The sequence below is a fragment of the Phycisphaerae bacterium genome (assembly GCA_019636475.1).
Classification (GTDB): domain Bacteria; phylum Planctomycetota; class Phycisphaerae; order UBA1845; family UTPLA1; genus JADJRI01.
Genome location: JAHBXN010000002.1, coordinates 308917 through 333956 on the forward strand (window position 1 = coordinate 308917; position 25040 = coordinate 333956).

General features: G+C 59.6%; 20 protein-coding genes. 9 read left to right on the forward strand and 11 right to left on the reverse strand.

Features of this window, described 5'->3' with window-relative positions; translation table 11 throughout:
• The first annotated feature begins 56 nt into the window (after positions 1 to 56).
• Positions 57 to 1823, forward strand: coding sequence for an RDD family protein (locus tag KF841_04325; GenBank protein MBX3394576.1), 1767 nt, complete (start codon positions 57 to 59; stop codon positions 1821 to 1823).
• A 9-nt stretch (positions 1824 to 1832) separates the two neighbouring features.
• Here KF841_04325 and KF841_04330 read toward each other — a convergent pair whose 3' ends face one another.
• Positions 1833 to 4172 (reverse strand): DUF2339 domain-containing protein, encoded by a 2340-nt coding sequence (locus KF841_04330; GenBank protein ID MBX3394577.1) that lies wholly within the window; start codon positions 4170 to 4172, stop codon positions 1833 to 1835.
• 218 nt (positions 4173 to 4390) lie between these two features.
• On the opposite strand from KF841_04330, the gene lysA reads away from it, so the two are divergent.
• Positions 4391 to 5701, forward strand: a complete 1311-nt coding sequence (gene lysA, locus KF841_04335) for a diaminopimelate decarboxylase (protein MBX3394578.1) — start codon at positions 4391 to 4393, stop codon at positions 5699 to 5701.
• A gap of 111 nt (positions 5702 to 5812) precedes the next feature.
• Here the strand turns inward: lysA and KF841_04340 are convergent, their stop codons facing one another.
• Positions 5813 to 6199 carry a zinc-ribbon domain containing protein gene (locus KF841_04340; GenBank protein ID MBX3394579.1) on the reverse strand — a complete coding sequence of 129 codons (387 nt, stop codon included), beginning with the start codon at positions 6197 to 6199 and terminating at the stop codon, positions 5813 to 5815.
• 518 nt (positions 6200 to 6717) lie between these two features.
• Here KF841_04340 and KF841_04345 point away from each other — a divergent pair.
• Positions 6718 to 7593, forward strand: coding sequence for a putative Ig domain-containing protein (locus KF841_04345; protein MBX3394580.1), 876 nt, complete (start codon positions 6718 to 6720; stop codon positions 7591 to 7593).
• 62 nt (positions 7594 to 7655) lie between these two features.
• Positions 7656 to 8333, forward strand: coding sequence for a hypothetical protein (locus tag KF841_04350; GenBank protein ID MBX3394581.1), 678 nt, complete (start codon positions 7656 to 7658; stop codon positions 8331 to 8333).
• Positions 8334 to 8503: 170 nt separating this feature from the next.
• On the opposite strand, the gene KF841_04355 is transcribed toward KF841_04350, so the two are convergent.
• Together KF841_04355 and nrdR are read right to left on the reverse strand one after the other, a co-directional pair.
• Positions 8504 to 9115, reverse strand: a complete 612-nt coding sequence (locus tag KF841_04355; GenBank protein ID MBX3394582.1) for a hypothetical protein — start codon at positions 9113 to 9115, stop codon at positions 8504 to 8506.
• 9 nt (positions 9116 to 9124) lie between these two features.
• On the reverse strand, positions 9125 to 9625 hold the full coding sequence (gene nrdR / locus KF841_04360) for a transcriptional regulator NrdR (protein MBX3394583.1): 501 nt from the start codon (positions 9623 to 9625) through the stop codon (positions 9125 to 9127).
• A 249-nt stretch (positions 9626 to 9874) separates the two neighbouring features.
• Between nrdR and KF841_04365 the strand changes: the two genes are divergently transcribed.
• Positions 9875 to 10789 (forward strand): MBL fold metallo-hydrolase, encoded by a 915-nt coding sequence (locus tag KF841_04365; protein ID MBX3394584.1) that lies wholly within the window; start codon positions 9875 to 9877, stop codon positions 10787 to 10789.
• A 2-nt stretch (positions 10790 to 10791) separates the two neighbouring features.
• On the opposite strand, the gene KF841_04370 is transcribed toward KF841_04365, so the two are convergent.
• Entirely contained in the window at positions 10792 to 12294 is a 1503-nt protein-coding gene (locus tag KF841_04370) for a sodium:proton antiporter (protein ID MBX3394585.1), read from the reverse strand.
• 533 nt (positions 12295 to 12827) lie between these two features.
• Between KF841_04370 and KF841_04375 the strand changes: the two genes are divergently transcribed.
• The 4 genes from KF841_04375 to KF841_04390 all read left to right on the forward strand — a co-directional run bounded on the left by KF841_04375 (position 12828) and on the right by KF841_04390 (position 16661).
• Positions 12828 to 13454, forward strand: coding sequence for a hypothetical protein (locus KF841_04375; GenBank protein ID MBX3394586.1), 627 nt, complete (start codon positions 12828 to 12830; stop codon positions 13452 to 13454).
• A 280-nt stretch (positions 13455 to 13734) separates the two neighbouring features.
• Entirely contained in the window at positions 13735 to 14394 is a 660-nt protein-coding gene (locus tag KF841_04380) for a DUF1579 domain-containing protein (GenBank protein ID MBX3394587.1), read from the forward strand.
• A 171-nt stretch (positions 14395 to 14565) separates the two neighbouring features.
• On the forward strand, positions 14566 to 15489 hold the full coding sequence (locus KF841_04385) for a prepilin-type N-terminal cleavage/methylation domain-containing protein (GenBank protein ID MBX3394588.1): 924 nt from the start codon (positions 14566 to 14568) through the stop codon (positions 15487 to 15489).
• Positions 15490 to 15545: 56 nt separating this feature from the next.
• Positions 15546 to 16661, forward strand: coding sequence for a HupE/UreJ family protein (locus KF841_04390; GenBank protein ID MBX3394589.1), 1116 nt, complete (start codon positions 15546 to 15548; stop codon positions 16659 to 16661).
• A gap of 310 nt (positions 16662 to 16971) precedes the next feature.
• On the opposite strand, the gene KF841_04395 is transcribed toward KF841_04390, so the two are convergent.
• The 6 genes from KF841_04395 to lon form a co-directional block, all read right to left on the reverse strand.
• Positions 16972 to 18216, reverse strand: coding sequence for a class I SAM-dependent rRNA methyltransferase (locus KF841_04395; protein ID MBX3394590.1), 1245 nt, complete (start codon positions 18214 to 18216; stop codon positions 16972 to 16974).
• 81 nt (positions 18217 to 18297) lie between these two features.
• On the reverse strand, positions 18298 to 19617 hold the full coding sequence (locus KF841_04400) for an MFS transporter (protein ID MBX3394591.1): 1320 nt from the start codon (positions 19615 to 19617) through the stop codon (positions 18298 to 18300).
• Between the two features lie 45 nt (positions 19618 to 19662).
• Positions 19663 to 20634 (reverse strand): selenide, water dikinase SelD, encoded by a 972-nt coding sequence (selD, locus tag KF841_04405; protein MBX3394592.1) that lies wholly within the window; start codon positions 20632 to 20634, stop codon positions 19663 to 19665.
• A gap of 149 nt (positions 20635 to 20783) precedes the next feature.
• Positions 20784 to 21896, reverse strand: coding sequence for an exo-alpha-sialidase (locus KF841_04410; GenBank protein MBX3394593.1), 1113 nt, complete (start codon positions 21894 to 21896; stop codon positions 20784 to 20786).
• Between the two features lie 77 nt (positions 21897 to 21973).
• Positions 21974 to 22243, reverse strand: a complete 270-nt coding sequence (locus tag KF841_04415; GenBank protein ID MBX3394594.1) for a MoaD/ThiS family protein — start codon at positions 22241 to 22243, stop codon at positions 21974 to 21976.
• Between the two features lie 70 nt (positions 22244 to 22313).
• Complete coding sequence (lon, locus tag KF841_04420) at positions 22314 to 24749, reverse strand: endopeptidase La (protein MBX3394595.1); 2436 nt, start codon at positions 24747 to 24749, stop codon at positions 22314 to 22316.
• Positions 24750 to 25040 lie beyond the last annotated feature (291 nt).

Genomic DNA, 25040 nt, shown 5'->3' on the forward strand with positions numbered 1-25040 from the left:
GCGCCGGCAGCTCATCGCGCTTGGCGTCGAGGCGGGAATCCGCTCTGATACTGAGAATGATTAATCATCCCAACTTACGCCGTCGGCTGCTTCTTACTCTTTTTCTGACCGTCACGATGACGGGTACACAAACCCGGACGGCTCAAGCCCAGCAGTCTGAATGGAAGCCCGTCCGCCTGTGGGTTTCCGGAAGCAAGGAACAGGTCTGGGTCGTCGCGTCAAACACCGTCAAGTCCGGGGATACTTCGGGGGAATATCGGTTCTGGTGGACCAGCAACCAATCGGGCGCCCAGGATCGCATTCCGACTTCCTCGATTTTTCTTCAACCCTTTCACGGCGAAATTCTCGCCTTGGGTACCGATTCGGATGGTGCCAAGGTGCTCGCGTCGAATTTCAACATATACAGCTACGCGCCAGGCAAACCTGAGGAAATTGCAGCGCTCTGGCGAGCCGTCGCCAATGATCCGCCCCTGGCATGGGCGGGGGACGATTCACAGCCGATCACCCTCGCCGTGGTCAAGACAGCCTCGCTTGTCCCCATCACGAGAGAGTCAAATGCTCCGGCAGCGGAACAGCCCGCAACAAAGTCGGCGTCAGGCGGGGAGGACGCGCTGCCTGAATGGTTCGCTCCCTACAAAGGCGATACGGAAACGCCCGAGACGCCCTACACCCTGCTCACCTTGCGGCGCGGATTCTGGCGCAGGCTTGCAGTCCCCATCGAATCCGACCAGCGCATTCAGTTCTGGATTGCCGGCCGATCCGACCGCGTCTTTCTGTTCTGGCGAGGTCCGGACAATGTCGTCCGATTCATCGAACACTCGGCCGGTGAATGGTCCGCTCCCAGAACTGTCACCAGTGATCCCGACCTCCGCCAGGCGTGGGCGGGCAGCACGCCGAATGGCCCCATCTTCATTGCCGGCATCGGTCCCGATGTAAGGTCCGTCAAGCTGGAACTCCACACCCTCGGCGCGAATGACCAATGGTCAGCCATCGGAACCGCGCGCGAAGGAACGGACTATCTCACGGTTGACGCGCTCACCACGGGTGTCGGCCTGGCGATGGGCCGGATCGCGGTGGCCCGCGTCGGCGATCTCGACCAGATCCAGTTCGCATGGGCGGATGCCGAAGGATCACCCGTGCTGCGCTTCGAGACGCTGACCTCGCAAGTGGATACAGGGACCGCCACCACCACATGGCGATCAATGATCTTCCCGTTTGTCGTCCTCATCCTCATGACTTCCATCCTGGTGATGCGCCGCGAACAGGTGATGCAGCCCGCCGTACTGCCGCAGGGGCTGGCGATCGCTCCGGTCTGGAAGCGCGTCGCGGCGACGTTTTTTGATTTCATGCCGGCGATGTTCGCGGGCAGCTTCGTCATGGCATCGCTGCAACAGGAGCTGGGATTGCCGTCTGATCCATCGCTCATCCTCGAGTATCTTCAGAACAACCCCGAAGCGCTCGGAAGCACGATTCCAGTGTACCTCGTCGTGACGCTCGTCTACAGCCTCTGGTGTCTGGGTTGGGAACTGGCGTCGGGCACTACACTCGGCAAGCGAGTCTTCGGCTGCCGTGTCATCAGCCTCAGCGGCGGCGCTGCGAGCGCACGGCAGATCATCGTTCGAAACGTCATCCGCATGTTGATGGTGTCAATGGGAGAAACCGGCTGGCTCATCACCCTACTGACGATGATCATGCTGACTCGCAATCGTCAGCGTCTGGGCGATGTGCTTGCCGGAACGCTCGTCGTCCATCGCGGTCCGCCCGGCCCCATCCCGATCGCTCGTACGACAGACCAGCGCGACGACGAAACGCCGCGCGTCTGACATCCTGCGTCAGGCCGTTCTCTCCGATTCGGCTCCACGTGCGCCCATCCTCGCCGACCTTCGCTGGTACAACAGCGATGCGCTGAGTAACAGGACGCCCAGGACGACGAACGAGACGATTCGAAAAACCATCTCCAGGTAGGAAAGGTCGACCAGCACGACCTTCAGCAGCGTCAGTCCGAAGCAGGTGATCGCCATGAAGCGGAGCGATGAATTCGTGCTGACAAATCCGACGATCAGAATCGCCGTCGCGCCGAGGCTCCAATACACCGACAGAATCATGTGCATCGTGCGGCGAGGATCCGCAAACGATCGACCCCAGTCTTCGTGCTCAAAAATGCGCACGATCTCGAATGAACCGCTGGCGAGTATCGTCAACGCGCAGAAAAGCGGCATCGCGTAAACCAATCTGCGACACGCCGCCCCACCCGGAGAAGCCGAATCATCACATCGAAGGAACCGACCGCAGACCAGCGTCGCCAGCGCCACAAGTAAGCCGGTGATGACCGCCCGATTCAGCACGATTCCGCTCAAATTCACGATCGAGCCGTCGTCCCACGGCGCGGCGAGATCGAAAAACAGGAACTTAAGGCAACTGGTCAGCACGATCGCAGCCGGTACAACCGACAGCGTCACATCGCGCTGGGTGATTCCCAGCCAGAATGCCGCCAGCCCCAGCCAATGACACGTCGCCAGATACCGATCGTAGTGTGACGCGGTGATCGTGAAGAATATCACACAGCCGACGAAGACAACCGATGCGGCCATTCGCCGATCCATGTCGCTCGACGGACGATTCAGTCGTAACAGGGCCCCCGATCCGAAGGCACAGGCAACAAGAAAATACGAAAGAACAATTGACTTTGAAAGATACCAGTCACCGAATGTGACAAATGCCGCCCGCAACGATTCGTTCACCATCTCCAGGCCGATCAGATGCACGGCGGCAGCAACAAGAACGGCGAATCCCTTTACGCGAATCCAGGCAGTCGGGTAACGTCGGCAGAACGCGAATGTGATCACGCCCTGCATTCCCCACGCCGCCACCACCCACTCATGGTCAAACTGAATGGGAGCAAACAGCGCCAGAATCCACGCACCATCAAGCCAATGCGCAAGCCGGGCGGACTTCGCGGCCTCATTCGCGCCGGCCAGTCGCCATCCCGCCATCCAATTCAAGCCCGCCAGCGCGAGACAAAGGCCCCCCATGTAGCGGGAGTAGCTCGGCTCAGCCAGAAGATAGAACACGGTGAAGTATGCGCCGTTGCAGAGGTGAACAATCGGCGAGTGCCCGAATGCTCGCATCCGACGATAAAACGGCGATCCAACTTCCGGCGCGCCGCCCCGGTAAGCACTCAGCCACGTTTCGGACATGAAAAGGAAGTAAAACGCCGTGAGAAACAGAAGCGTGACATGCAGGGCGTCCAACGTGTAGTACTGAATCCCCCACCACGAAAACAGCAGGACCGTCCCCAGCCAGCAGATATAGCGTAGCAAGATCCACTGGCGCAGGATCCCGACGCAAAGGAATCCAGCATCGAGCACCAGCAAATAGGTTAACAGCCCGATCTGTTCATTCCGGTCGATCGAAAACGCCAGCGGCGTGACGAATCCGCCGACAACACCCATGATCGCGACAGCTTGCGACCGAGCGTGAACGGCGATGCCCGCCGATGCCAAGGTGATGGCGCAATGAAGCGCAAAACCGGCCGTGGGTGAAATCAGGTGATAGAAAGACTGCGCGGCGAACGTCGAAAAATAAAGCGTAACGATTCCGGCGGCCAGCAGTCCGACTGCGAAATTCCGCATCGATCGCCACAAAGCGTATTCGCCGGCCGCGATCAGACCCAGGCCGGTGATCGACCCTGCGGCCACTCGCGCGGCGGGGCCCAGCCAGCCCTGCTCGAACGAGTACTTGATGAAGAATCCGATACCGCATAGCAACACCACGGCGCCGACACGATTCAACCAGGTGCCGCCGATCTTCACTTCCAGCGCATCCGCAACTTTGGCGACTGGCGGCAAGGGAGCGATCCCTCGATCGGAAATCGGCGATCGAATCACCGGCGGCGGCTGGACAGACGCTCCTTCTGCCGTCAACGAACTCGCTGATTCGAATTGATCCGGCCTCGTCTCGTGCGGAAATACTTCGCCCGGGGGTTCGATCGTGCCCCCTGCCGACGCAGTCGCCGACCCGTAATCCGCCGCAGCTCGGTTCGTGGACGTTGCCGTCAATTGAGCCTGCTCGATCGCTTCGATCCGCGATTGCAATCGCGCAAGGTCGGCCGACAACCTGAGCAGATCGCGACGAACTTCCCCAAGTTGCTGTTCGAATTGAGACCCTTCCATGTCACTGACCTCGCCCGCCCCGATCATATTGCAATCGGATGGATGCGGCCGGTCAATCATTCGAAATCAAGCGGATTTCGACGGCATCTCGCGGCCCGGGTTGAAATAGAGCGCGGAGGCGAGTAAGAACATCGCCGGACGACACGACGCGCGCCGGCAGCATACGGAATCACAAACGAGGCGGCGCCGCCAACAACGAACATTCAGCGAACCGAACGATGGACCACTTCCGCTACCAATCAGGCGAACTCTACTGCGAGGATGTGCCTGTCGCGCAAATCGCCGGGCAAATTGGCACACCCGCTTACATTTATTCAACCGCAACGTTTCTCCACCATTACAACGCCGTCGCGTCGGCGTTTGCACCGGTTGACCCGATCATCTGTTATTCGATCAAAAGCTGCGGGAATCTTCACATCTGTCGATTGCTTCGCGAAGCCGGCGCGGGCTTCGATGTCGTTTCAGGCGGCGAGCTGCGCCGCGCAATCGAAGCGGGTGCCGATCCATCCAGAATCGTTTTTGCCGGCGTCGGAAAGACGGACGAGGAGATCAACCAGGGCATCGACGCAGAAATCGGCTGGTTCAATGTCGAATCGGAGGCCGAACTGGAAAACCTCATCGCCATTGCGACGAGCCGCCGCGCGACCGTTCGTGCCGCGCTTCGCGTCAATCCCGATGTCGATCCGAAGACGCACCGATACACCTCGACCGGAAAAAAGGAATCGAAATTCGGAGTCGATCTTGAACGTGCAAGACGCGTCTTCGATACCTATGGCCGCCAGTCGGGCGTTCGGCTCTGCGGCATCCATCTGCATATCGGCTCGCCGGTCAACAGCGTCGATCCGTATGTTCAGGCCATTCAGAAAGGCATCGCCCTCATCGACGAACTTCGCGCCGCAAAGTTCGAGATCGATACACTGGACATCGGAGGTGGATTTGGCGCGCATTACCGCTCGGAGGAAGCCCCGCCGGCAGTCGCCTATGCCGACGCCATCCTGCCGCTGCTGAGGGGACGCAACCTCCGGATCATTCTGGAACCCGGCCGCTCAATCGCAGCCAATGCAGGCATCCTGCTTGCCCGAACGCTATACCTGAAAAAATCCGGCGACCGCGATTTCCTCATCGTCGACGCCGGAATGAATGATCTGATCCGACCCGCGCTGTATGAGGCATATCATTTCGCCTGGCCGGTTCACCCCGGCGAGCAATTCACCCCCACACAGCGCGGAGAGGCGATTCACATGTCCGGACTTCGCCCGATGGATGTGGTCGGACCTGTCTGCGAAAGCGGCGATTTTCTCGCAAAGAACCGCATGCTCCCACCGATGAATCGCGGCGATCTGCTCGCTGTGTTTTCGGCCGGCGCGTACGGCTTTGTCATGGCCGGTCATTACAACTCGCGCCCGAGTCCGCCCGAAGTGCTCGTGAGCGGAAACACCTTTCGCGTGATACGCCGCCGCGAAACCTATGACGATCTTGTCGCCGCCGAGCGCGAGTTGCCATCACCGCGCGACCCATCGGCGCAATAGACAAGGCCCGATCACACGCGCGACCGGGCCTTGCGTCGATTTCCTTCTTCAAGCACCGGCTGGCGTCAGGCGTCAACCGCATGACATCGCACCAGCCGATTCTGTCGCCGCTCAATCGTTTCGATGCGACTGGAAGCAATCCCGACAATAGACCGGGCGCCCCTGGGCGGGCTTGAACGGAACAGTGGTCTGCTGGCCGCAAGCGGCGCACACCGCATCAAACATCTGCTTGGGACCGCCGCCGCCGAAGCCGCCGCGGCCACCCCGACCGCCTCCACCGCCATAGCCGCCGCCACCACCGCCGCCGCCTCGCGAGAAGGACCGGCCGCCGCCGCCACCACCTCCGCCACCAGAAGCCTTTCGCTTATCGCGGCAATCCCGACAGCGCTTGGGCTCGTTGGTGAAGCCGCGTTCGGCATACCGCGCCTGGTCTTCCGCGGAATGGACGAACTCGGTACCGCAGTCCGCGCAAACAATTGTTTTATCGTCGAACGACATGAGAGACTCCTCTACGTTTGGCGACGCGCAATCACGCATCACGCGTGCCGAACCTTGAATGTGCGGGAATGGCCCAACCTGAGGAAGGACGAGAGGAGGTCGAATGCCCTGGAGGGAAGTATATCGGCCTGGACTACTGCGCCTGTATCTGGTGTGGGAAGAACCCGCGGACTTTGGGCGGCTTCACAGGGTGCCGCCGGGATTTACATCCTCCGGTCATTTTCGGCAATACAATCCTGACGATCCATAACGCAGATGCGCCAAGACCGTCGGCCGACATCGACTTACACTTGGAAAGTATGGCTTATGTTGCCCCAATGTTCAAATCAATTCCGAATCAACTTCCAGCAAAATGCCCAGGGGATTGATTCGCGTTGACAACTCCTTGGGCCGCACCTATATACGTTTGCAGAGCCGCTTGACCACAGTCGGGGAATTTACCCTGCTTTCGCCCCGAGTGAAACGTTCCAGCAGCGTCCGCCAAGCCACCTCCTCGCCTGAATGTCGGAGTGATACCCATGACCAGACGGCCCGAATTCTCGCTCTTGGCCCTCGTTCTGTTCGCGACGGGCGGCGCGACCTGCGACGGCGAAGCGCTCACGATTCTGCCTTCCGCCCTCCCCGACGCCGTCGTTGATTCGCTTTACAACCAGGTCCTCTCCGCCCAGGGTTCCAATGGCGGTCGGTGGACAGTTGAAGGAACGCTTCCCCCAGGCATGTCGCTCGATGCAGACACCGGAAAGATCGCTGGCCGCCCAACGACCGCCGGCTCCTTCGAATTCACGATTCGCCTGCTGCGCCTCTTCGTCGGCTCCGGAGAAAAGTCCTACCAACTGACCGTGCATCCCAAGCTGATGGTAAACCTGAACCTCGCTGTGGCCAGACAGGGGGAAGCCTACTCGTCGATTGTCGACGTAACCGGCGGCACACCCCCTTATGAGTTTGAGTACATCGGACTACCCGCCGGCCTCACCGGAAACGCCGATACCGGCGTGGTCAGCGGCACACCGGTCGAACCCGAAATCGGCCGAACCATCCAGGTTACCGTCACCGACAGCGGTGATCCCGCACAGGTCATCAGTGATGTCGATGAACTCGTCATCAAGCCGCGTGCGGTTCAGATCACAACCGACGCGACATTGATGCCCGGAAGGATCAATACGCCCTATCAAACAAACATCTCCGTCACAGACGGACTGCCGCCTTATCGATTCGAGATCACCGACGGCGTGCTGCCGCCCGGACTTTCTCTACCGGCTAATCTGGCAAGCGGCGTCATTTCCGGTGTCCCGACCCAGGCAGGCACCTTTCAATTCACGCTGACCGTAACAGACGACGACGACCCGGCGAGCAGCAACTCCCGCGAGTTTACGCTCGTCATCACGGCAACCTGACTTGCGGCGAATCACTGATTTCGATTCCTCGAGCCACCGTCCTCGCTCCTGGAGAATCATCCATGTTGAAGAAATTCTCGATTCTTGCGTGCAGTCTGCTCTGTGCGTCGGGGCAGACCTGCCGAATAAATGTCAATCCTGTGACCAGTACTCCGCTGAGCCAGGCGGATGCGACCATCGTCATCTCCCGGTCCGCCAACGAATCCCAGGCGAAGGTTGACGCTGAAATCACCCGAGGATTCGCAGGCGTCCGTCTCGAGGACGGCCAGCGCGTACGAGTGAACGGCGAGGTTCTCGAGGGAACGCGCGGCGACTACGCGGCAATCGTCAATGCCGCCGACAGTTACACGATCGCCGTCACCGATCCGCGTCGTGGCACCGATCAAACCACAATCGAGGAGCCGGACGCTTTCGAGATCACGTCGCCCAACGCGAACGAAGACGCATCACTCTCGGGCTTCATGATCGAATGGACCGCGGCGAACGCGCAGCAACAGGTCGAAATCGAAATCAGTCAGCGCTTGTTTGGTGACGAACTACTGCTGCAGATCGGCCCCACCGAAGACGATGGAAACGCGAGCATCACGTCAGGACAACTTGCCTCAACCGGATTCGGGCAAGGCCAGCCCATGACCATTCGACTGACGAAGATTCGCCGGGTCGGGAGCGTTTCGGGCTTTGCCAGTGCGACGACCGAATGCCGAGTCACCGAATCGGTCATCGTCAATCCGGCGCCTTGATGGTAAAAATAGAAAGAGCCTGCTGCAAAACTTTTGTTCGGGCCGTGGCGCTGGTTACCGAACTCGGTTGTGCAGCAAGCTCAATACAGACAGCGGAACCTGCTTCCGTCGCAGATCGTCCCTGAAAGGTTCCGCTGTCGGCGCTCATCCACCCGCGCCAATATGCCACTTCACTTCGGATCGATCGGGTTCGGCAGCGGGATCGAATCGCTCGCACGCGTCGAACGCTTCACCAGCAGTGCGTTTGGCAGAAGGCCCCATGCCATCAACTCGCACTGCGTGAGGCTCTCCACGAATTCCGAAGTCACGACCTTCAGGCCGCAGTTAAATACCAATTGCTCTACTCGCCCGGCGATCACCCGCGCCGCAGGCGTATCAAGTTCATAATTTGAAGTCAGCAGTTGAACGATACGGGCTTTGTCCCATTGCTTCTGAGTCAGACCCACACCGCGCGGCCGGGCGTACGCGACTTTCACCCATCGACGCATCTTCTCGCGCAACTGATGGTGATGCCGAATCGCCATACCCGCGGCGCTGTAACCCGTCTGAACCAGCACCAGCTCGACCAGCTCCGCCAGATGATCCGATGGCACCGCCGAATTCGGACGGCTCTTGCGGAGATAGGTCTGCACCGCCTCGGCGAGTCCACGCGACGTCGGGCTGTTTCGCTCGTGCGGCTCTCCGCTCGACACAAAACCGTTCCCGATGCTGCAGTTCAGTTTCGCCAGTACAAAATTCTCGATCGACCCATCACGCTTCAACACGCTGATTTCGCCATCCATGGCATTCGCTCACTGTTCGTCCTGAAACAAGGACTGTTGGCCGGCTACGTCGCTTTCATCCTCGAGCACCTCCTGTGCTTCCTGGATGAACTCGCCTACTTCCTGGAACTCATAATACAGACTTGCGAACCGAAGATAAGCGATCTTGTCCAATTTTCTTAGTCGCGACGAGATCGCCTTGCCCAGGTACTCGCTTGGTACTTCGCGATCGAATTTTCGAAATACCTCCTCTTCTACGTCATCAACCAGCGTTTCGATCTGTTCGGCCTTCAGTGAGAGTTTCCAGCACGCCCTTGTTACGCTGCCGATCAGTTTTTCTCGTTCGTAAGGCTGCCGCGCGCCATCCTTTTTGACTACCAGCAGCTTGTTCGTCGTATCGATGCGCTCATACGTCGTGAAGCGACGGTGACAACCGAGACACTCACGCCGACGCCGAATCACCGCGCCGCCATCCGCAGCACGCGAATCAATGACTTTGTCGTCCTGTTCTTTGCAATACGGACATCGCATTCCGACGCCACATCATGCGGGATCCATCGCTGAACCCCAATATGTTGTATAGGCTGGAACTTACGACTACCAAATCAGCGTGTCAAGGAAAAAACTGCGCTTCCCTATAGAACAACCCGGCTTTCCAGTACACTCCCTACCCCGCGCCGTCGGCGAAGCGGGAAGCAACCTGTGAATTGTTACGCCGACAACCGCGCGGCACTCATCCACGCACCAGACATCCTGACTTAAAATGTCTTCGGGAGAATCGTGAGCGCCAGACTCGTCGAACATCTTGTCGGGGACATTCGAATTCTCGGGTACAGCGTCGCCGGCGAAGAAACCGTGGTCGCATGCCCTGAACTCAACGTCTGCTTTGACGTCGGCAGAGCGCCAGCCGAAATACTGCCGATTGATTACGTACTGCTCTCCCACGGCCACATGGATCATGCCGCCGGACTGGCTTACTACTTCAGCCAGCGCAACTTCATTGGGAACGCCCCGGGATGTGTGCTCGCCCCGAAATCCCTCGTCGATCCGATCAAAGCCCTGATGCAGGTCTGGGGGCGCATCGAAGGCCATGTCACGCCAACGCGCATCGTCGGACTTGCGCCAGGCGACGAATTCCAGATTCGACGCGGACTGATCGTCCGCACGTTTGAAATCAACCACGGCGTGCAATCACTCGGTTTCGCCGTGATCGAGATGCGACACAAACTCAAGCCCGAATTCACGGACCGCACCGGACCGCAACTCGTCGAATTGAAGAAACAGGGCATCGAAATTCAGCAGAATGTCGAAATTCCGCTCGTGGCGTACTGCGGAGACACGGCCGAGGGTGCCTGGGTCGACAACCCGCTGGTTCGTGACGCCAGGGTGCTGATCATTGAGTGCACGTTCTTCGAGCCGGACCATGCCTCCCGCGCGCGGGCGGGATACCACATGCACGTCCGCGATGTGGCTCGTCTACTGTCCCGGATGCCGAACGAACATTTTGTTCTGTCCCATCTGACGCGCCGCACAAGCCTGCGCGATGCAAAACGGACGCTGGCAAAGATGCTTCCCGCGGAAGTCATGGCACGAGTGCGCTTCCTGATGGACTACAAGCTCGCCCGCGCCGAACGCGAAGCCCGCGAAAGAGAGTCTCCTGCGGTGAACCCCTCCGACGGCCCGCAGGATGAATAGCATCAGACGATGAACAGGAAGGTCAGCAGCACAAACAGCGGTATCAGAACCATGCCACTGAACACCATATAGCCGAAGAAGCTCGGCATCTTGACACCCTCGTGCTCCGCGATCGACTTGACCATGAAGTTCGGCCCGTTCCCGATGTAGGTGTTCGCGCCCATGAACACCGCGCCCACCGAAATCGCGACAAGATGATCCATTCGGATGATCTGCCCCGTAACCAGCCTGATCGTCTCGCCGTCGACGTGCGTGTGTGTCAGTGCGTTGGCAGTTTCAAAGAAAACCACATAGGTCGGCGCGTTGTCCAGAACGCTGCTCAGCAGCCCCGTGGCCCAGAAGAACTTCCACGGCGCATCGATGCCCAGCTTGGCCCCCTCCGCATTCAGAATCTCGATCGGGACCTGCATGCAGATGAAGATGCCGATGAAGAGGCACGCCACCTCCAGAATCGCGGCGTAGTTGAAGTTCAGTTCCTTGCGAATCGCTTTCGATGTGATCATCAATGAAACGAGCACCAGCGCGACCTGCACGAGTTCGCGACAGAAGGGGAACGGCTCCCACGCGCCTTCAATGCCAAGAAACGGCTTGCCCGGCGACAATGTCCCGGTCGCAAAGACAACACCGCCCAGAAGAGCGAAATTCAATTTGCCCGCGATCGAAATCGGCTCGACCCGAACCTCGTCCAGATTGATGTTCGGCTTTGATTCATGTCGATAGGCGAGTGTATCCCAGATGTAATAGACGATCAGCAGGACGACCATCATGAACGCCCACTCCTTCCACAGATGGAGCGTCCACAGAAACGGCACGCCTTTCAGATAACCAAGGAACAACGGAGGATCGCCGATCGGCAGCAGAGTGCCGCCGATGTTGCTCACAATGAAGATGAAGAAAATGACGGTGTGAACGACGTGCCTGCGCTCGCTGTTCGTCCGCAGCATCGGCCGAATCAGAAGCATCGATGCCCCGGTCGTCCCGATCACGCTGGCGAGAACGCCGCCGATCGTGAGAAACGCCGTATTCGTCAACGGATGCGCTGGAATATCGCCTCGTATGGCAATGCCGCCTGAAATCACGTACAGGCTGAAGAGCAGCGAAATGAATGGAAGGTACTCCATCAACGCATTTGCCAGTACGCCCACTGCCGTCGCGGCGCCCCTCGCCGCGATGTGGTGGCCATCATGCTCCTCGATGTGAAAGCCGGCGCTCTCCATCACCTGCACCGCGAACGGATCATGCACCGCCGACCCGAAATCACGCATCGAGTAATAAGCGAGCGTCACCAATCCCAATGCAACAGCCACCATCAACTTACTGCTGTTGTGGTGCCACCAGTGCTCCAGCTTCTTCACAAGCGGAAAAACGGCGATACACAAAAGCAGGATCGCAAAAGGAGTCACCCACACGATGCTCGGGACGTGGTGGGCGGACTGCGTCGCGGCATGTGAGGAAGCGTCTGCGAGTATCATGAGGTCCTTTCGGTGCAGTGAAGCGGCGCGCAATTCATCCCGCGCGGCGTTCAATAAATCACTTATACATCGGCAGAAACCGCCTCTGGCTGAGATATCAGCCAGCCCGGGAAGCCCGTCGGAGTAGTTGTTTCTCAACGACTTCAGGCCGATCGGACCCAATCGGGTCCAACCCCAAAACCCCGAACGAATGGCGAAAGTCAGACAACCGCGCAATTTCGGCCTGCAAGGCATCGGCAATCCGCCGTGTTTCCGGCTGCGAGATGGCTTCCGCCGCGATGAAAGACGACGCGTCGCAACGTGCAGCGAACGATGTGGCATTTCCGGACACAGGCCTGGCAGCAGGCTGATTGCTCCGAGTCGATTGAAGGGGTATCATGCCGTTCCGCTTCGAGGGCAAGTCATGGGCCCTTCTAACCTTATTCTTGCCGCAGGAAGTTCAACGACCGTTCATGGAATTAATGCGGCCGGGGGGGAGCCGGAGCATTCCCGCGGCCATGTTCGCTGGTGTCCGCGTTTTGGACATTTTGATACCCAAACCTCGTCAACCCACCAGGTGTTCTAAGATGCGAATTTCAAGATCAAACCGTGTTTTGCCTTTCATGATCTCTTGCGGACTGCTGATCATCGCGCTGACCGCTGCGGTCGGCCACACAAGAGCGGCGTTTGATCATCATTCTCCGGACGAGCCGGTTTTGCCGACTCGAATTTGCGCGGCCGACGAGATCACAAGCCCGAATCCCGCGGATCAGGAGAAAAACCCGGACGCTACGATCGATGATCTCGCCTGGATGTCGGGGGGATGGCACGGAGAGATTTTCGGCGGCCCGATCCAGGAACACTGGCACGCACCGAAAGACGGTGTCATTCTCGGAACATCGCGGATGGGCGCCGATCGAGCACGCTCTGTGTATGAATTTATGTTGATCGAGGAGAAAAACGGCGTGCCGACGATGTTTCTGCGCCACTTCAGGCAATACCTCAGCTCGGACGAAAAAGCGCCGATGGAATACGCACTAACGCAGATCGAAAACAAGAAAGCCACCTTCGAAACGAGCGACAAGAGCCTCACATTCACCCGGATCACCTATCAGGCCGAAGGGCGCAAAACACTCGTGGTCACACTCGAGAGCGAGCGCAACGACAAACCAATGCGAGTGGTGTGTCGGATGTCACGAAAAACCGGAAAATAGAGCGCCGTCAACTCGTTCTTGGAACTGAAGTTACGTAATCGCCGAAGATTTCAGACACTTCTTGCCGAAAACCACTTGATTTCTCTCATATGTTCGGCTATTGTTTGGATCTTTGTTCGGTAACCTGACCCGGGAGACGCGGCCCCTGCCTCCAACTGCCGCGATTGGAAGTTCGATGCAGCCAGATTCATGTCATCAAAGCCCGGCCGCGCGTCTGCGGCACGGTCATCGTCGAGTGTACGGTGATGAGCTTGTTCTCAATCGTAGAGGAGATTCTCCCATGTTGAATCGCAAGTACCTGTCGTTGGGCGTCGCGTTGCGCACGTTCGTTCTTTGTATTGTGCTCGTCGGGGTCTCGGCATTTGTCACCTCGCGCGTCATTTCGGATGACACCGCCGCCAAGGCCGGCGACCCGAAACAGCCGCAGATGCCGCCTGAGATGGCGGAAATGATGAAGAAGATGCAGGAGCTCGGCACGCCCGGCCCGCATCATCGCCACATGGACGCCTTTGTCGGCGAGTGGAATGCGTCGGGCAAATTTTGGATGGGTCCCGGCGAGCCGACGACGACCGAAGGCACCGCCACTTTCAAGTGGATCCTCGACGGCCGGTACATCCAGGAGGATTACCGATCCGAATGGGACGGCCAACCCTTCAACGGCCTGTCGATTTTCGGTTATGACAACTTCGCCAAGCAGTACACCTCGCTCTGGATGGATAACATGAGCACCAGTGTCTTCAGCAGTACGGGCGAATGCGACAGCTCCGGAAAGAGCTTCACTTTCTCGGGCGAATCTCCGGATTGCATGACGGGCAAGCTCAAAAAGCACCGCATGGAATGGCGCGTCATCAGCAAGGACAAGCATGTCTTCGAGATGCACGAGGCCGACAAGGACGGGAAGATGATGAAGATGATGGAAATCGTCTATACGCGCAAGTGAGTGCGAACCGGCTTCGGCACGCCGGTTTTGATCAAGCCGCACGCCGGGAATAAATCAGGCACATAAAGGGCTTACGAATAGGCAGCCTCGCGGTGTGCAGCGCGCACCGCGAGGCTGTTTGCTGTCGTGACGATCGCGCATAGAATTCGTTCAATCACCTCAGGAGTCCCCATGTATGCCTCGCAACCTCACCGCACGGGCCGGAACAACGCATCACCAGCTTTCACGCTCATCGAACTGCTAATCGTGATCTCAATCATCGCCTTGATACTCGCCCTGCTGTTGCCGGCTCTTTCCGCCTCGCGCGAGAAGGGCCGGAGCGCACTTTGCCTGACTCGTCTGCGTTCGCTCGCGTTCGGGTGGCACATGTATGCGGATGACAACTCCGAAAGCATCGTGCCCGGCCGGATGTTTAATGCCCCCGGCGGCACTACCAATCCGGCAAACTATTACGACGTCGGCAATGGGGAGAAATACCGTCCGCGCTGGGCGGCAACAATGGGCAAGTACGTCGGCATATTCGCCTTCAATCCGCCCATTCCCGATGATGATCGGCAGGATTATGACAGCGCAGTCTATCAGTGCCCGACCGCGCCCGATCGGATGGACGCGCGAAATCACGCCTACGGCTACAACTATCAGTTTCTCGGAAACGCTCGGCAAAGCGGCGGCGTCTTTCGTAATTTCCCGGTCAATCGATCGAGCATCTCAAGTTTCGCAAGCACGGTGATGGCAGCGGATTGTCTCGGCACGGCCGCCGGAATCGCAACCGAACAGCGGAAGCCTCACAACAACAATGGGACGGATTTCGCCGAACTGGGCAACCACGGCTGGACGCTTGATCCGCCGCGGCTGCTCCCGGAATCCGACCATGGCAGCGGAGATCCCGGCAGCCCGAGAACCGGCGTCGACCCGCGGCATCTCGGCAAGGCCGTGATTGCCTTCTGCGACGGCCATGCCGATACATTGACACCTCAGTCGGTTGGCTATCGTCAATCGCCGGACGGGGCGTACCTCGACGGCGGCGCGGCCGGCGAGGGACAACCGACCAACAGCTGGTTTTCAGGCACTGGCCGGGATTCGGATCCACCATGAAGCAATGGTTTGATCATAGAATGATGTCGCGCACTTTGCTGGTGTTCATGTTGACCATGGCCAGTGCTTCGCGCGTGTCGGCGCATGACGTTGAACTGACGCACATCAACGCACAATTCCACGCCGACGGGACCTATGAGATTGACATTTTCTATGATGCGGATGCGTGGCTTGCCGGCGTTCGGCCGGAGCACATCTTGCCGGCTGACCTTGAGGCCTACCTCGCGAAGAGCGATGCCGAACGGTCGGCCCGGGAGGCGGAGTTGGACGACTTCATCCGCCGCCGAATCAAGCTGCGCTTCGACGACGTGCCGGACCAATACGATCTGATGCTGATTCGGAACGAAACGAAGGCAGCCGAGAATCCTCACGGAGCGGTGGCCGCGAATCGTCGGATCCGACTTTTCGGAAGCGCTCCCGAAGGTGCCCGGACGTTTTCGATTTCCTGCTCCAAGACCTTCGGAAATGTGATATTGTTCCAACGGTGCGGATCAGCCGCCCCCGTCGTGAAGCGAATGGATGCAGGCGGGCGCAGCGATGCGTTCGAGCTTGACTTCTCAAAATCGGCGGACCTGAACGGTGAGGCGTCCACGAGGCCGGGGTTCCTCGCCGTCGGCCGCCAGTTCGTGGAACTCGGATTCGCGCATATCCTCCCGTTGGGTCTGGACCATGTCGCCTTCGTGATCGGGCTTTTTCTGCTGAGCACACGATGGAGCGCGCTACTCTGGCAGGTGACGGCCTTCACTGTCGCACACAGCATCACGCTCTCTCTGGCCGTGCTGGGTGTCGTTACGTTGTCCCATGCCACGATCGCGCGCGTTATTGAACCGCTCATTGCGCTTTCGATCGCTTTTGTTGCATTTGAGAATGTCGTCACGAGCAAGCTGAATGTCTGGCGGCCGTTCGTGGTATTCGCCTTCGGCCTGCTTCACGGGCTTGGTTTTGCAAGCATGCTGCTGGAGCTGGGAATACCACAGGGCACACAGGTCGCGGCACTGGCAGGGTTCAACATCGGCGTCGAGATTGGCCAGATCGTGGTCATCGGGCTTGCCTTCGCGGCCGTCGGGTGGTGGCGAAAGGCGGCATGGTATCGTCGTCGCGTGGTGATTCCTGCGTCACTGGTCATCGGCCTGATTGGTTCATATTGGGCGGTTGAGCGGGTCTTCGCTTAACAGCCTGTCCTGGACACACCGTGTCTTGCTTCTTCCGTAATCCGGTCGTGTGTTTCCATCGCCGGCTTGAATTCGTCGGCGTGCGCCCCGGTGCCGCGATGGCTGCAGACAGTGGTTCCATCGTCGTGTAGCGGACTGCAAATTCATCGTCAATGAGATTACCGACAGCGTCTGGGCCGATGCGGGCGGCGCGGCGTGAACGAGCTTTTCGGTGATGCATCTGACGTGGCGCCACCACTCCGGCAAATGGGCAATCAACGACCGCGGCACCCAGGCTGGTGGACTTTTTCCACGGACGTGGTATTTCCCGTCAAAGCACGCGGAACCACATGGCCTTGAGGTATTCCGACTCCGGGCAATTCATCATGACGGGATGATCCGGCCCCGCGCCGGTTTGATCGAATCGCTGCAGCCGGCGACCTGATTTCCGAGCGCCGTGGTGGACGGCCTCGCCAAATCGCTCGGCGGAGACAAGCCCGCTGCAACTGCACGTGAGCATGATTCCACCGGGACGAACGACCTGGGCAACGAGACCGTTGAGGTCGTGGTACTTTCGCAGGGCGTCGTCAATTTCGTCTCGCTGCCGCGCGAATTTCGGCGGATCGCAGACGACGACATCGTACTGGCGTTTGTTGGCGATCATCTGACGCAAGTAGTGAAAGGCGTCGGCATGGGTGAAGCTCACCCTCGCCTGGTTCAGATTCGCGTTCTTCCTGGCGACGGCAATGGCCGCTTCGTCGAGGTCGACGCTGGTGACCTCCCGCGCGCCGCCGAGCACCCTGGCGGCGATGCCGAATCCGCCCGTGTAGCAGCACAGATCGAGGACATCCGCATCGGTGCACAGCGCGGCCAGCCGCCGGCGGTTTTCGCGCTGATCACAGAAGAATCCTGTTTTGTGCCCTTCGGCGGCATCGACGCGAAATCGCATGCCGTTTTCGCGAATCGTTACGGTGCCATCATACTGACGCTCCGACCTGTCAACGCGAAAGCCCTCCAGTTCCTCGATGCGCTCATCGGCGCGCATCACGACGGTCCATTGGTCGCTCACCGCCCCTCCTCGATCAAGCACCGTGGGGGGACCGAGCGCTTTGATGAGACATTTCGCGATCAGCTCGCGCCGCTGATACATGCCCAGCGAGAAAAATTCGAACACGAGATGATCCGCATATCGCTCCGCAATCAGGCCGCTGAGACCGTCGCCTTCGGCATGCACCAGTCGATAGGCATCGCTCGCGGCATCGACACCGAGGGCCCTGCGCAATGCGACGGCCTGTTGCAGCCGCGCAGGCCAGAACGCCTCATCGACGGGGGTCTCGTCGAAAGTAAGCATGCGCAGCGCGAGCATGGAATTCGGATTGTAAATTGCGCGTCCGCAGAATGAGCCGAGCCTCGCATAGACCTGAACAACCGCGCCGGGCCTGGCATCGGGCGAAGCGCGCAACACCATGCGCTTGTAGACAAAGGGGTGAAGCGTGGGCGATCGGATGATGACCCACGGTGCAACCGCCTTCGATGGCGGCTCGACGCGTGCGTCGGATGTTGGCGGTCTGTTCATGCGCGTCCCATCGTCGGTGCAAGTCTCGCAGAAGGCAAGTGCGGGGATTGTTCGAGCGGCGCAAGCCTCGTCGCCCGCGGCTCAGACTCGGGCGGTTCCGGGTTCTGCGATGTGTCTTGGTGCGCGAATGCCCGGCATGACCAGTACGAAAATCGCAGCCGCCACGATTGACGCGTAAAAACAAGAGAACCACAGCGTTTGGCCGCCAAACTTATCCAGCATGTAGCCGCCCGCCGGGGCGCCGAACATCATGGCGGCCGACCAGGACATCGTGAAAACACCCATGTATCGCGCCCGCATCGACACCGGCGCGAGATCGGCAATGACTGCCTGCGTGAACGGGGCCTGCATGAGTTCGGCTGCCGTCCAGATCACGACGGTAGCGGCGAAATGAATGCCTGTTTTCGCGAAAGCCGTCAGTCCGAAGCCAATTCCGAGAATCACCGCGCCGATGGCGATCACCTTCATTCGCTCGAACCGTGAGAAAAGGGAGGTCATCGGCAACTGGAAGATGACGATCAAGATGCCGTTCATTCCAACGAGCCAACCGTACTCATCCGGTCCGAATCCCAGCGACTTCAGGTGCAGCGGCAGGGTTGACATGCTTTGCATGAAGATCACCGCGCCGATGAATGAGCCCAGACAATATCCGAGGAACGCCCAATCGCGCGCGATGTGCGCAGCCGCGACAGCCACGGAGACGCGGGGAATATCAGTCGGATCCGACACCGGCGGCGCCGGGGCGGATGCACTCCCTTCACTGGAACCCACCTGAGCTTCGCCCGGGCATCCGGCTATGCGAGCGATGCCGCCCCCCGCGATCGTCTCGCGCTTCGGCATGCTCTCGCGAATCAGAATCAGGATGATCAAGCCGTAGGTCAGCGTCGTTGCGGCGTCGCCCAGAAACAGGAGCACAAACGAGTGCTTCGCGAGCGTACCACCGATGGCCGCGCCGCAGGCAAACCCGAGATTGATGGCGATATAAAGCAATCCGAACGCCAGTCCGCGCTGATCGGGACGTGTGATATCACTGATCATCGCGGACGTGGCAGGACGGTACATGTCCATGATCATGGCATACATGAGAATCGCGACGACCATGACGACGCGACTGGAGATCAGGGGAAACGCGGCGAGGATCAGTGAGCCGGTGATCAGACTGAACACCATCACCCGCTTCCGGCCGAATTGATCGGCGAATTGCCCGCCAAACAGCGCGCCGCAAAGTGATCCGAATCCGAAAACGCCGATGCAGAAGGTGGCGAATCTCGGGCCGAATCCAAGCCGGTCCCCGACATAAATCGTCAGAAACATCAGCAGGAACGACCCGGCACGATTGATGAGCGTTCCGAGGCAGAGGATGTGAACGGTTCGCGGCAGTTCCAGGTAAGGACCAAGCATCGGGCGGGATTGTATCGGTCGCGAATGGAACGGAAAGTGCCGTCCTTAGGCACGCAGCACAACGGCCGCATCCGATCGAGAAAGCACACGACCAATCGGCATCGCGACCGGCGTCCGACGGCGCTGGAGAGCTTCCACCAGTGCGTCGGCCTTTTCCTCCGGGACGGCGATGAGCAGGCCGCCAGAGGTCTGTGCGTCGCAAAGCAGCTTGGCCAGCCATGGCGCGACGTCCTCAATGCGAAGTCGATCGGCGAGGTGAGCAATCGTTCCCTTGTGTGCGCGAGTCAGCACCCCGGCCTCGGCAAGCTCCGCGGCGCGCTGCAGGAGTGGCACGCTGCCGGCATCGATCTCGATGGTGACATTGCCAGCCTCGGCGATTTCAAATGCGTGACCCACGAGGCCGAAGCCCGTGATGTCAGTCGCCGCATGAGCTCCGATTTCGACCATTGCATCGCGAGCTCCGGCATTCAATTCGATCATGACGGAAACGGCTTCGACGAGATCCTCATCCGCAATGCGATCATCCTTTCGAGCGGTGGTCAACGTTCCGCTGCCGATCGGCTTGGTGAGGATCAGCACATCGCCCGGCCTGGCACCGGCGTTCGTGAAGATGCAACGGGGATCGACCCAGCCTGTCACCGATATGCCGAATTTCACTTCCGCATCGCGCACGCTGTGGCCACCGACAATGACCGCGCCGGCCTCGGCGCACCGTTCGCCGCCGCCTCGCAGAATCTCCATCAGCATCTCAAGCGGCAGTTCCTTGTCGGGGAAGCAGACGATGTTCATGGCCGTGAGCGGCAGGCCGCCCATTGCATAGACATCGGACAGCGCGTTGGCCGCGGCAATCCGGCCAAAAGTGAACGGGTCGTCGACCAGAGGCGGAAAGAAATCGAGGGTCTGAACGAGCGCGTAATCCTCCCGTATGCGGAACACGCCCGCATCATCGAAGTGCTCATGCCCGACAAGCAGGTCAGGATGAGCGGACCGCGGCAACTGACGCAGCACGTGCGCCATGGCCTCCACCGGGAGCTTGCCGGCTCAACCCGCGCAGTTGGCGTAGGCGGTCAGTCGTTTTTTTCGAGAAGGCGTCATGCCTGAATTGTATCGGGCTTCGGGGATTTTGCGAAACGAATGACGAGCCGGCGCAGGCTGCGCACCGCGATTCACGCCATTCGCACGGAGTGAACCGGCGCGAGATGGGCTGACAGCATCCGCCAATGGTCGCCCACGTCATCGCTGACAAAAAGCGAGCCGGTGGTGGTGCCAAAGCTTAGGCACCTACCGGTAGCGTCCACGTCCAGGGCGTGGCGATAGACGATGTCGTACGCATGTTCGGACGGCAGGCCGGCTGAGAGCACATCGAAGGTTCGACCGCCATCTCGAGTCCGCGTTACAACGAGCCTGCCATCGACGGGAATTCGCTTTTCGTCACTCATGGCCGGCACGAACCACGCCGTATCCCCGTGGGCCGGGTGCACCGCACAGGCAAATCCAAACCCGCTGACGCCCGGCGAGACTTCATGCCACGAGGCGGCACCGTCAGTCGAACGAAAGATCCCATTGTGATGCTGGGTCCACATGTAATCCGGAGCGGCCGGACACCCGACCACAATGTGAGGATCCTGCGTGTTGGGGTCATTTGCCAGTTCGGGCGGCATGTAGGCCGCCCTCATGCCGGTCGCGCGGCACTCCCACGTCTCGCCGCCATCGGTTGTCTGCCACACGCCTCCGCAGGAGATGCCGACCGTGACGCGGCGCGAGTCTCTCGGATCGACCAGGATCGAATGAATTCCGGGAAAATCGTAGCCGCCGCCAAACCAGTGCTTTCTCGCGGGATTTTCCCAGAGCGACTGCACAAGTTGCCACGTCGCTCCGCGGTCGGTCGAGCGGAATAGCCCGCCCGGAATCGTGCCGCACCAGAGCAGTCTCGGCTGATCCATGCCGCCGGGCGCGAGCACCCAGATCAGGTCGAGCTTCCAGGGAATCTCTATTTGGCGAGCCGGACAGACATCCGGCGATTTGCCGCCGGGTGGCTCGGGATACTGTGGGACGCCGATTTCCTCCCACGACGCGCCACGGTCGTCGGATCGGTGCATTTTCCCGCCGAAGTGGCCATGTTTCAGTGCGGCATAGAGCGCGCCGTCCCGCGGATCGACCATCGCGAACACAACGTTGTCGCCGAGAAACGCCGTCTTCGAAATCTGAAATGCCCCGCCCGCGGCACGTTCGTAAATCATGAGCCCTTTTCGGGTTGCGACAAGAATTCGACCACTCATCTGATTCGCTCCGGTTGAATCTCCCCACGCCACCGGCACGGCAAGCAGATTGCCGATGCCATGAATCGCACCCGATGTCACCCGCCCGACAGCGCCTGCATCACGCACACCGCACTATCCGGCCCGACGGGATCGCTCAACGATCTTCGATCCTTCACAGTTCTGCCATCCACAAAGATGACCATGTGACTGCGCAAATCGCCATGCTCGTCAAGCACATAGCCGCGTGCACGCTCGTTTTCGATGAACACCCGATCGAGCACTTCGCGGACGGTCCGCCCCTCCACATCGCAAGGCGGACAGTTCACATGCCTCTGAATGTTCTGCGTAAAGCTGACTCGGGCCATTGGGTGTTCATGGTCAATCCGCGACGGCCGCCGATCGCCGCAGGAGCTCTAACAATCCACGAATCCATCGCTATCGGGCCGCGGCTTTCTTCTTCCGTTTCGACGCGGTGCGCTTCGAGCCAGACTTTCGTTCACGCTTGCCGGCGGTCCGCTTCGGTGTCGATTCCCGAAGCGCGGCCGCAAGCACGTCGTCGACGTTCTTCACGGCGACAAATTGAATCTGGTCGCGAATCTCAGCGGGAATATCGACGAGGTCCTTCAAATTACGGTCCGGGATAATGACCGTTTTGATGCCTGCATAGTGCGCCGCGAGCGCCTTCTCCTTCAGACCGCCGATGGGCAGGACAAGCCCGCGCAGCGTCACCTCGCCGGTCATCGCGACGTCGCTTCGGCATGGCCGACTCGTCAGTAAAGAAACAAGTGCCGTGAACATGGCAATACCGGCAGACGGACCGTCCTTCGGGATCGCTCCCGCAGGCACGTGCACATGGATGTCCTGCTTGAGCAAAGCGTGCGGATCCACGCCGTATTTCGCGGCATTCGTGCGCAGCAGGCTTAGCGCCGCGTGAACGCTCTCGCGCATGACTTCACCGAGCTGGCCGGTCAACTGGAGATTCCCGCGGCCTTCCATGGCCGTGGCTTCGACGAAAAGCAGCACACCGCCGACCGGCGTCCACGCCAGGCCGGTCACGACGCCGGGCGTGCTTGTTCGAAGGGCGATTTCGTGTTCGAATTTCGTCGGACCGAGAAATTTCTCCACGTCCGCCCGCCCGATCTTCGTCGGCGGTTTTTTGTCCTGCGCGATCATCGCTGCCACGGCGCGGCAGATGGAGCCGATCTCGCGCTCAAGATTGCGCACACCCGCCTCGGTCGTGTAGGAGTCGATGATCAACTCCAGCGCGCCGTCGTCAAACTTCAGTTGACCCGGCTTGAGGCCGCTGTCCTTCAAGCGCCGCGGCACGAGGTACTTCTTCGCAATCCAGCTCTTATCAAGCTTGGTGTAGCCCGCAATCTCGATGACCTCCATGCGATCCTTCAGCGCGGGCGGCACCATCTCCATGTAGTTCGCCGTGCAGATGAACATCACGTTCGACAGATCGAACGGAACGCCCAGGTAGTGGTCCTGGAAACTGTTGTTCTGCGCGGGGTCAAGCACCTCGAGCAGTGCGCTGGCAGGATCGCCACGGGCCGCATCGCTGCCGATCTTGTCAACCTCGTCGATCATGAACACTGGATTGTTCGATCCCGCCTTGCGAATCTCCTGAACGATTCGGCCGGGAATCGAGCCGATGTAGGTGCGCCGATGGCCGCGAAGCTCCGCTTCGTCCCGAACACCACCGACGGACATGCGGATGAAGTTTCGCCCCATTGCGCGGGCAATCGACTGACCAAGTGACGTCTTCCCGACACCAGGCGGACCGGCAAAACAGAGAATCGAACCGCGACCGGTCGGATTCAGCTTTCGCACGGCGAGAAACTCGAGAATGCGCTTCTTGACTTTATCGAGGTCGTAATGATCCTCGTTCAGGATGCCCTCGGCGCGAGGAAGATCAAGATTGTCCTCGGTCGCGACCGACCAGGGCAACTCGCTGAGCCACTCCAGATAATCCACGATGCCGCTGAATTCAGGCGAAGCCTGGTTCATCCGCGCGAGGCGATCCAGTTCCCGCGTGGCCTCCTTCTGAACCGCTTCGGGAAGCTTGGCATTCTCAAGCGCCTCCCGAATACGCTGAACCTCGGCCTCGCGCCCGTCGACATATCCCAGTTCCTTCTGAATCGCCTGCAATTGCTCGTGCAGATAATATTCTTTCTGCGATTTGTCGATCTGGGATTTGACCTGATTGTGAATCTTGTTCGACAACTCAAGAATCTGAAGCTGGCTCGCCAGCGCGGTATTGATCTTCTCCAGTCGATCGCTGACATCAAAGGTCTCGAGAAGTTCCTGTTTCTGGATCAGACCGAGCGACAGGTTTGCTGCGAGGAAGTCGGCGAGCGCGCCGGGCTTCGATATGTTATTGAGAATCGTCAACGCCTCTTCCGGCACACCCGGTGTCAAGGCAATGACGCGCTCGGCCAGCCGCTTAGCGGTCTCGACGAGCGCCTCGATTCGGGTTGATTCAACGTGAACATCGTCCCGCGGATTGGCCTTTGCGATCAGATACGGCTCAGTCTGTACCAGGTCCTCAATGCCGAACCGCGTCAGGCCATGGACGATGATTGACTGGCTGCCGTCCGCCAGTTCAAGGCGTTTGAGGATCGCGACGACCGTCCCGACACGATACAGGTCGTCCAGCGCGGGATCCTCCACCTCGCCGCGCTGTTGCGCGACCGCCCCGAGAATTTTCGTTCCTTTACTGACCTCCGCGACCAGCCGCTTCGATTTCTCGCGCCCAACGGTGAGCGGAACAATCGTTCCCGGAAACACGACCGTGTCGCGAATCGGCAGAATCGGCAGCAGCCTGGGGATGCGCGGGCGCTTCGCCGGATCGGATGCGGACTCATCCATCGACGTGGAGATCGTTCCGGAGAGCGGAAGACTGTCGGGCTGCACATCGTTGTCTTCGTCCACCCCGACCGCGTCGCTGCTCGAGTCGGTGTCGTTCTCGTCGCTCTCGTCGAGATACTTCAGATCGTCTTCGCTGACGCTCATGAGTCACTCCATGTGAAATCCAGCGTGACACCGAAACGGCCGATCTTGTCGATGGCGAACTGCCCTTCGCTCTGCCAGGTGCGGAATTGTAGCCACGCTTGACAGCCTCGAATAGCGCATTCCGGCAATTGCCGCCGAAAAGCCCGA